Raw genomic sequence first — 8,794 nt, forward strand, 5'->3', positions numbered from 1 at the left:
CGAGCCGTAGCCGTGGAAGCGCAGGTGCAGCTCCACGAGCAAGCTGACCTGGTCGATCTGGTCGTTGCTGAAGCGGAGCGCCTTCATCCGCTTGCGCGTCATCTTGGCGCCCACCACGTCGTGGTGGTGGAACGTCACCGTGCCGTCGTCGACGAAGCGTCGGGTGCGGGGCTTGCCGATGTCGTGCACGAGCGCGGCGAACCGGACCACGAAGTCGGGCCGGTGGTCGGGCCGGTGGTCGAGCCGGTGCTCCAGCTCGATCGCCTGCTCCAGCACGGTGAGCGAGTGCTCGTAGACGTCCTTGTGACGGTGGTGCTCGTCGGCGGTCAGCCGCAACGCCGGCAGCTCGGGCAGCACGTGCTCGGCCAGACCGGTGTCGACGAGGAGGCGGAGCCCGGCCACCGGGTCTCCTCCGCACACCAGCTTCACGAGCTCGTCGCGCACCCGCTCGGCCGACACGATCTCGATCCGGTCGGCCATCGCGGTCATGGCCGACACCGTGGCGTCGTCGGCCCCGAAGCCCAGCTGCGCGGCGAACCTGGCCGCGCGCATCATCCGCAGCGGGTCGTCGCTGAAGGACTGCTCCGGGGTCACGGGCGTGCGCAGCAGCCCGGCCGCGAGGTCGGCGAGGCCCCCGAACTCGTCGACGAACTCCGCCGACGGGAGCCGCACGGCGAGCGCGTTGACCGTGAAGTCGCGGCGCGACAGGTCTCCCTCGAGCCGGTCCCCGAAGGCCACCTGCGGCTTGCGCGACGACACGTCGTAGGCGTCGGCCCGGTACGTCGTGATCTCGATCTGGTCGCCACCCTTGCGCAGGCCGAGCGTCCCGAACTCGCGGCCGACGTCCCACACGGCGTCGGCCCAGCCGGCCACGATGCGCTCCACGTCGTCAGGGCGCGCCGAGGTGGTCAGGTCCAGGTCGTTGACCGCGCGGCCGAGCAGGGCGTCGCGGACGGGGCCGCCGACAAGGGCGAGCTCGTGCCCGGCGGCCTCGAACAGGGCACCCAGGTCGGCGAGCACGGGGTGCTCGTCCAGCACCGCGGCCACGGCCGCGCGCACGGCGGTGGCGTCGGTCGTCGGCTGAGGGTCGGGCACGGGGGGAGAGTCTAGTGTCCGGGCACCGGTGCCGGGGTGCGTGGTGGGCGCGGCGCTGCCGACGTGCCGCGTCCCCGGGGCGCACAGGTGCGGCCACTACGATGGGCCGGGTGACGAACCCGGGCCGACGTCTGCGTCCGGGCCCGCGCTCCCTCCACCGCCGGGTCGCCGCCGTCCTCGCGGCCGTGGTCGGCTGGGGTGCGGTCCTCGTCGGCGCGCCGGCCGCCCAGGCCGCCATCGACCCCGACGTCTCGATCCGCATCACCGGCGTGAGCCCCACCGAGCTGCGCGACGGCGCCACGGTGACCCTGAGCGGACTCGTCACGAACTCCGGTGACGAGCGCTGGACGAAGGCGCAGGCCTACCTGGTGATCGCGCCCGCCCCGTTCACGACCCGGCAGCAGGTCACCGACGCCGTGGAGAGCGAGGCCACCTACACCGGCCAGCGCGTCGTGGAGCTCGACGCGATCGACGAGGTGGGCACCCTCGAGCCGGGCTCGACCCGGCCGTTCCGCGTCCAGGTGCCCTACGAGGACCTGAGGATCAACGGCGCCGAGGGCGTCTACCCGGTCGGCGTGCAGGTGCTCGCGACCGGTGAGGACGGCACCCGCGACACCAACGCCATCGCGCGGGCCACCACGTTCCTGCCGCGCATCGACGACACCTCGCCCCGCGTGCCGGGTGGTCTCGTGTGGCCGTTCGTCATGCCGGACCGGATCGGCCCCGACGGCACCTACCTCGACGCACCCGACCTGGCCGAGCGCGTCTCGCCCGGGGGCCAGCTGCGCAACCTGCTCGACCGGGCTCGGCAGGCCCCGGGCCCGGGCACCACCATCGTGCTCGACCCGGCCCTGCTCGTCGGGCTCGACGACCTCGCCGAGGGCCGCCGACTGCCGGAAGGCGTGCAGGTCACCGCCGTCCAGCGTGCGGCTGCCCGCACTTTCCTGACGGACCTGACCGAGCTCTCCCGCCGGGTCACCACCTGGTCCCTGGACTACGCCCGACCCGACGTGCTGGCCATCAGCACGTCCGACGACGCCGCCCAGCTCGCCGCCACCGTCGACCGCGCCACGTCCGGCACGCTGGCCCGGTTCCAGCTCACCGGGCGACGTGTCACCTGGCCCACCCGCACCGGTGTCACGTCGCGCCTGCTCAGCGATGTGCGTGACGGCGGCGAACGGCCGGTGGTGGTCACCCGCGACGCCGTGCCCGACTGGGAGCCGCGCCTGGGCTCCATCGTCACCCGCCGGACCGACGAGGGCCCGGTCCCGCTGTTCGTCAACGCCGGGCTCGACGTCGGCGTGCCCGGTTCCAAGACCGTGGCGACCCTGCGCCAGCGGCTGGTGAGCGAGGCCGCGTTCGCCTCGCTCGAACGTCGAGGCGACCGGCAGTCCAAGGCCGACGCCTTCGTCCTCCTCGACCCCACCTGGAATCCCGGCGACGCCGAGGCCGGCTCGTTCTCGGGTGCCTTCACGCCCGACTTCGTCACGCCGAGCGACCTGGAGGACCTGCTCTCGACCGGCCGCGCGTCGTACACGGGGTCCGTCCCGCGCACCTCCGACGCCACGCCGCTGCGTGGGCGACAGCTGCGTGCCGTCGAGGACCTCGTGCGTGCTGCATCGGTCGTCTCCGACCTGGTGGTCGACGCCGACGACGTCACGGCGCGCACCGACCGCACCGTCGCCGAGCTGCTCTCGGTGGCGTGGCGCCGCGACCGCGACACGGGCGCGGAGGCCGCCGTCGACCAGCTGCGGCGCACCCGTGCCGCGCTCGACGGGCTGCAGGTCGAGGGGCCGCCGGCGATCACGCTGTCGAGCTCGCAGGGCACGTTCCCGCTCACCGTGAGCAACGACACCGACGACCCCGTCCGTGTCGGGGTGCGGATCAGCACGAGCAACCCGGCGCTCACGGTGCCCGACGTCGAGCCCGTCGAGGTCGAGGCCGGTGAGCGGCGCACGCTCACCGTCACCGTCGACGTCGGCGAGCAGACGTCGTCGACCTTCACCGCGCAGCTCATCACCAGCGGCGGCACCCCGGTCGGCCAGGCCGACTCGTTCAACGTGCGCTCCAGCCGGGTCGGCATGGCGCTGTGGGCCCTGATGGGGGCGGCGGGCCTGTTCGTGCTGTTCGCGCTGGGCCGCCGGTTCCTGCGCGGTCGCGGCCGGGGCGACGCGCTCGAACGGGGCGAGCCCGATGAGTGAGACTCCCCGCCCCCACGACGGCGGCGATGCCGGCGAGACCGAGTCGGCCGACGCCCCGGCCCACGAGGCCGCAGCCCCCGAGGCGCCGTTGCCTCCCGAGCATCCCTCCGGCGAGGACCCACCCGCCCAGTCGGACGTCGCGCGGGCGAGCGCCTGGATGGCGCTCGGCACGATCGTCTCGCGCTTCACCGGCCTGGGTCGCAGCTTCCTGCTGGCCTTCACGATCGGTGCGGCGCTGAACGGCGACCTCTTCGAGATCGCCAACACCGTCCCGAACGCCCTCTACATCCTGCTGGCCGGCGGCGTGTTCAACGTCGTGCTCGTCCCCCAGCTCGTGCGCGCCATGCGCGCCGACGCCGACGGCGGCGACGCCTACGCCAACCGCATCCTCACCCTCGGGATGCTCGTGCTCGGGGTCGCGACCCTCGCCCTCGTCGCGCTCGTCCCGCTCATCATGCGGGTCGTGTTCGACGCCGAGCTGTTCGAGCCCGAGCTGGCCGCGCAGCGGGAGTCGGCGCAGCTGCTCATGTACCTGTGCATGCCGCAGGTCTTCTTCTACGGCGCGTTCGTGCTGGTGGGCCAGATCCTCAATGCTCGCCGCCGGTTCGGGCCGATGATGTGGGCGCCCATCGTCAACAACGTCGTGGCCATGCTGTCGCTCGGCGTGTTCCTGGTCGTCCACGGCCACGCCGCGGGCAGCGGCGGCTTCACGACGAACGAGGCGGTCCTGCTGGGCCTGGGCGCCACGGCCGGCATCGTCGCGCAGTACCTCGCACTGCTGCCCTCGCTGCGTGCCGCCGGGTTCCGGTTCTCGCCGCGGTTCGACTTCCGCGGCGTCGGACTGGGCCACACCCTGCGGCTCGGGCTGTGGACGCTCGGCTTCATCGCCGCCAACCAGGTGGCCTACATCGTCGTCCAGCGCCTCGGCTCGAAGGGCACCTTGACCGGAGCCAGCCAGGGCGCAGAGGGCGCCGGGGCCAACGTGTACGCCCTCGGCTACCTCGTGAGCCAGATGCCGCACGGCGTCATCACCGTCTCGCTCGTGACCGCGATCATCCCCACGATCTCCGCCCTGGCCCAGGACCACCGGTACGACCGGATGGTGCTCGAGCTGCAGCGCACCGCGCGCATCACCTTGGCCGTGATCGCCCCGCTGGCCGCCGCCCTGGCGTGCCTGGGCGTCCCCGCCGCGGCCGTGCTCGGCTTCGCGCCCACGCTGCGGGTCAGCGCACCGGCCATCGGCGCCACCATGGCCGCGTTCGCCCTCGCGCTGCTGTTCTTCACGATCCACTACATGGTGCTGCGCGGCTTCTACGCCGACGAGGACACGCGCACCCCGTTCCTCGTCCAGGTCGTGATCGCCGCCGTCAACGTCGCCGCGGCCATCGGCTTCACGCGGGGGGCCGAGCCCGACGAGTTCGCGCCCCGACTCGCCCTCGCGTTCGGCGTCGCCTACGCCGTGGGGGCCGTGCTGTCGACGACGCTGCTGTCGCGTCGACTGGGTGGCGGACTGGTCGATGCCGAGACCCGCCGCTTCCTGCTCAAGCTCGTGGTCGCGTGCGGGGTCGCCGCCGCGCTCATGCTCGGCGCCACCGCCGCGCTCGACTCCGTCGGCGTGCCGCGGGACACCCCCGAGGGCGGACTCCTCGTGCTCGCGGCGGGCGGTGCGCTGGGTGGCCTCGGCTACCTCGCCGCGGCCCGCGTGGTGAGGATGCGCGAGCTGTCGCACCTCGTCGGGTCGCTCCTGCGTCGCTAGGTGCGACCCCCCGGTCCGTGACCGCGGCGGTCCGGTCGTCCGTGGCTCCCGTCAGAGCCCGGCCTTCTCGTAGATCTCCTCGATGGCGTCGAGGTAGGCGCCCTGGTCGGTGTCGGCCAGCTCGACGTACGCCTGCCGGGCCTGCGCGTCCACCTCCTCGGCCACCTGCTCGTAGCGGGCGTTCCACTGCTCGGCCTCGATCTGCCAGTACCCGCAGGTGTAGAAGTCCGCCTGCGGCCAGCCGAGGTCGCGCCGGAGCCGACGTCGCGCCCCGCGGCTGGCCCTGGCCTCGCCGGCGAGCCACACGTACCGGCTGGCCGGGACGTCGGCGCTCACCTCGCCCCCGCGGGGCAGGTCCCGCTCGGTGACGGCCGCCTCGAGAGCGCCGCAGATGTCGGTCTCTCGGTCCACGACCACCCAGCGGACGTCGACGTCGGCCGGGCTGGGCAGGGCGATGCGGTCGCGCTCGTCGGTGAGCACCACGACGGCCTCGACCTGCTGCCCCGGCCGCAGCCCACGCAGGATGCGGGCCAGCGCCGGAAGACCGGTGATGTCGGCGACGAGCAGCTGCCAGGCCGTGTCGTCGGGGGCGGCGTACAGGCCGTGCGGCTCCATGAGGCCCACCCGGTCGCCGGTGACGCAGCTGCGCGCCCAGTCCGAGCCGACGCCGCGCTCGTGCACGGCGATGTCGATGTCGATCTCCGGTGCTTCGTCGACCACCCGGTGGTCGGAGATGGTGTAGACCCGCGCGGCCGGCTCGACACCGCCCTCGGGCAGCGTCATGACCCAGTTCTCGTCGTACTCCGGGATCGCGAGCTCGGCACCCGCGGGGGCGATCAGCAGCCGTACGTACTCGTCCGGGACGCCCGTCGAGACGAAGGTGTCCGGTCGCAGCGTCACGGTGACCAGGTGCGCCGACAGCCGCACCTTCCGGACGACGGTGGCGGTGCAGATCGCCGGTGCGGCGGTGGGCATGGTTCCTCCGAGAGCTGGGGAGCGGTGCGTGGCCGCGAGCGCCGCGCACGGGGCGCCCGACGGACTTGCTTAGGCTAGCCTAACTGATTCTGCGGCCGTGCTCGACGCTGGTAGTTTCGGCCGGGTGAGCCCCGCATCCGTGACCGTCCGCACGATCACCCGCGAGGAGCACCTCGACTTCGTCGCGAGCCGCCCCTCCGTCTCCTTCCTGCAGACCCCCGCGTGGGCGCAGGTCAAGGCCGAGTGGGGTGCGGAGTCCGTCGGCTGGGTCGACGCGTCCGGTGCCGTCGTCGGCGCCGCGCTCGTGCTCTACCGCCAGGTCCCGAAGGTCAAGCGCTTCCTCGCCTACCTGCCTGAGGGGCCCGTGCTGCCGTGGCTCGAGGCCGGTGACGACCTGGGCGCCTGGCTCGCACCGCTCGCGGCGCACCTCAAGGCCAAGAAGGCGTTCGGCATCCGGATGGGCCCGCCCGTCGTCACCCGACGCTGGCACGCCGCCACCGTCAAGGCCGCGGTGGCCGACTCCGCCCTCGGCACGCTCGGCGAGGTCCCGGCCGACGTCAACGACGCCGACGCGCTGGCCGTCGCCGACCGGCTGAGCGACCTCGGCTGGCGACGGCTCGCCACGGAGGGCGGGTTCAGCGCGGGCCAGCCGCAGTACAACTTCTGGCTCCCGCTCGCCGACGCCGACGGCACCGCACTCACCGAGGACCAGGTGCTGGCGGGGATGAACCAGCTGTGGCGCCGCAACATCCGCAAGGCGGCGAAGGCCGGCGTGGAGGTCACGCTCGGCTCGCGCGACGACGTGGAGGCGTTCCACCGCATCTACACCGAGACGGCCGAGCGCGACCACTTCACGCCTCGCCCCCTCGGCTACTTCCTGACGATGTGGGACGCGCTGAACGCCGAGGACCCCGACCGGATGCGGCTGTACCTGGCGCACCACGAGGGCGACCTGGTGGCAGCCACGACGCTCGTCCGCGTCGGCACGCACGCCTGGTACTCCTACGGCGCGTCCACGTCGGCCAAGCGCGAGGTGCGCGGCTCGAACGCCGTGCAGTGGCAGATGATGCGCGACTCCCTGGCCGCCGGCGCCACCGTCTACGACCTGCGCGGCATCACCGACACCCTCGACCCCGACGACCCGCACGTCGGCCTCATCCAGTTCAAGGTCGGCACGGGCGGCCAGGCGGTGGAGTACCTCGGCGAGTGGGACCTCCCCCTCAACCGCCCCCTCTACGCCGCCTTCACGGCCTACATGAGGAGACGAGGATGAAGCGCGACGCACGCGCCGTCCACGCCCTCTCGACGCACGCACCCGCTGCGCGCGTGATCGCGCTTCGTCCGAGCGACGAATGCGGCGACGCAGTCGTCGACATGAGGAGACGAGGATGACGTTCGAGCTGCACGTGGACACCGAGCGGTGGCGTCGGCACCTGACGGCCACCGCCGCGCGGCTGCCCGGGCTGGTCCCGGTGATCAAGGGCAACGGGTACGGGTTCGGCCGCGAACGACTGGCGGCGGAGAGCACCGCGCTGGGTGCCGACACCGTGGCGGTCGGCGTGTACGCCGAGGTGCCCGAGGCGCTGGCGACCTTCGGCGGCGACGTGATGGTGCTCGGCCCGTGGCGTCCGTTCCTGGACGGCTCGGCCGTGGAGCAGGCGCTCGCCGACCCACGGGTCGTGCACACGGTCGGTCGCGTCGAGGACGTGACCGCCCTGGCCCGGGTGCGCCCGGGGGCCCGGGTCGTCGTGGAGGGCGAGACCTCCATGGCCCGCCACGGGCTCGACCGGCACGAGCTGGCCGCGGCGGTCGCCGCCCTCGGCGATCTGCAGGTCGAGGGCTTCGCCGCCCACCTGCCGATGACCGGCAGCAACCTCGCCGAGGCCGAGTCGTGGGCCGCCGCCCTGGAGGCCTCGCAGCTCGAGACCTCGACGTTCTTCGTGTCGCACCTCGGTCCGAGCGAGCTCGACCAGCTGCGCGAGCGGCGCCCCGGCCTCACGGTGCGGCCCCGCGTGGGCACGTCGCTGTGGCTCGGCGACCTCGGAGCGCTCGACGTGCGTGCCCGGGTGCTCGACGTCCACCGCGTCTCGCGCGGCGAGCGCGTCGGGTACCGCCAACGCCCCATGCCGCGCGACGGCTACCTGCTGGTGATCTCCGGCGGCACGAGCCACGGCGTCGGCCTCGAGGCGCCCCGCGCGGGCGTGGGCGTGGTCCAGCGGGGCAAGACGTTCGCCAAGGGCAGCCTCGAGGCGGCCGGGCTGGCGCTGAGCCCCTTCACCGTCGACGGCCGGCAGCGCTGGTTCGCCGAGCCGCCGCACATGCACGCCTCGCAGGTGCTGCTGCCCGCCTCGGCCGCGGCACCCGCCGTGGGCGACGCCGTGTCGTGCGCGGTGCGGTACACGACGGCCACGTTCGACCGCGTCGCGCTGGACTGACGTCCCGCCCCGATCGGCCGGCTGCGTCGGCGTGGTCGGGTCCTGCCCTGCGGCTGCGTCGGCCCGGTCGGGTCCTGCCCTGAGGGTGCGTCGGCCTGGTCGGGTCCTGCCCTGCGGGTGCGTCGGCCCGGTCGGGTCCTGCCCTGCGGCTGCGCCGCTGCGGCTCCGGGTCGACCTGCTCCCCGAGAGGCCTCGACCGGCCGGCCGGGCCAGAGGCTCGCCGAGCACCCCGGCTTCGGAGCGCGCGGGAGCCTAGGTCGTCCTCGCGCCCTCCTTCGGCGCCGTGGGGAGCCGTCGGAGGTAGGTGGCGCGCGGAATCAGCAGGGCCGAGG

General features: G+C 73.8%; 5 protein-coding genes and 1 pseudogene. 4 read left to right on the forward strand and 2 right to left on the reverse strand.

Going from position 1 to position 8,794, the window contains the following annotated elements; all coding sequences use genetic code 11:
- Positions 1-1,095, reverse strand: a pseudogene (locus ASF38_RS08320) (CCA tRNA nucleotidyltransferase); the annotation flags it as partial.
- A 110-nt stretch (positions 1,096-1,205) separates the two neighbouring features.
- Here ASF38_RS08320 and ASF38_RS08325 point away from each other — a divergent pair.
- Together ASF38_RS08325 and murJ are read left to right on the forward strand one after the other, a co-directional pair.
- Positions 1,206-3,296 carry a DUF6049 family protein gene (locus tag ASF38_RS08325; protein WP_156366851.1) on the forward strand — a complete coding sequence of 697 codons (2,091 nt, stop codon included), beginning with the start codon at positions 1,206-1,208 and terminating at the stop codon, positions 3,294-3,296.
- Positions 3,289-5,052: a murein biosynthesis integral membrane protein MurJ gene (gene murJ, locus ASF38_RS08330; protein WP_082480613.1), complete on the forward strand. Its 1,764-nt coding sequence runs from the start codon at positions 3,289-3,291 to the stop codon at positions 5,050-5,052. Before ASF38_RS08325 ends, murJ begins: the two co-directional genes overlap by 8 nt.
- 51 nt (positions 5,053-5,103) lie before the next feature.
- Here murJ and ASF38_RS08335 read toward each other — a convergent pair whose 3' ends face one another.
- On the reverse strand, positions 5,104-6,027 hold the full coding sequence (locus ASF38_RS08335; RefSeq protein WP_056575117.1) for a siderophore-interacting protein: 924 nt from the start codon (positions 6,025-6,027) through the stop codon (positions 5,104-5,106).
- 124 nt (positions 6,028-6,151) lie between these two features.
- On the opposite strand from ASF38_RS08335, the gene ASF38_RS08340 reads away from it, so the two are divergent.
- On the forward strand, positions 6,152-7,300 hold the full coding sequence (locus ASF38_RS08340) for a peptidoglycan bridge formation glycyltransferase FemA/FemB family protein (RefSeq protein ID WP_056575119.1): 1,149 nt from the start codon (positions 6,152-6,154) through the stop codon (positions 7,298-7,300).
- 115 nt (positions 7,301-7,415) lie between these two features.
- Positions 7,416-8,462 (forward strand): alanine racemase, encoded by a 1,047-nt coding sequence (locus ASF38_RS08345; protein ID WP_056575121.1) that lies wholly within the window; start codon positions 7,416-7,418, stop codon positions 8,460-8,462.
- Positions 8,463-8,794 lie beyond the last annotated feature (332 nt).

Source organism: Aeromicrobium sp. Leaf272 (genome assembly GCF_001422865.1).
Lineage (GTDB): Bacteria > Actinomycetota > Actinomycetes > Propionibacteriales > Nocardioidaceae > Aeromicrobium.